Source organism: Dellaglioa sp. CoH-57-MRSF-22 (assembly GCF_056781895.1).
Genome location: NZ_JBXAXT010000150.1, coordinates 1 through 330, shown reverse-complemented (window position 1 = coordinate 330; position 330 = coordinate 1). Strand labels below are relative to the sequence as shown.

Sequence of the window (330 nt, the reverse complement as noted above, 5' to 3'; positions counted from 1 at the left end):
ACCGAGAACGCGGTGAGCTTCCTTGTCGTTGAAAGCGGCTTCGACCAGCTCACGGCTGACCTTCGCGCCTTGTTCTGCCGATGCGAACACTGCGTCGCTAGCGACTTCACCGTTCGCGCTCGCGGTCAGGAATTCCATCTGGCGGTTCAGAAGTTCGCGCTTCGAGCTTGCGTTAAGCTCACCGTTCGCGCCGACAGCGCGTTCCTGCGAGCCGTCAAAGCGGTATTCAGAAGCGTTGACCATAGGCTTCTTAGCCGCATACGTTTGAATCTTGTTGGTACGCATGTGAGTACTCCGTATATTTTGGGTAGGGGTCCTGACCTATTGATC

Annotated in this window: 1 protein-coding gene; it reads right to left on the bottom strand. The window is 56.1% G+C overall.

Features of this window, described 5'->3' with window-relative positions; translation table 11 throughout:
- The coding region (locus AC1RPR_RS08610; protein ID WP_481763535.1) for a hypothetical protein at nt 1-285 on the bottom strand (285 nt) is incomplete at its 3' end.
- Nucleotides 286-330: the final 45 nt, after the last annotated feature.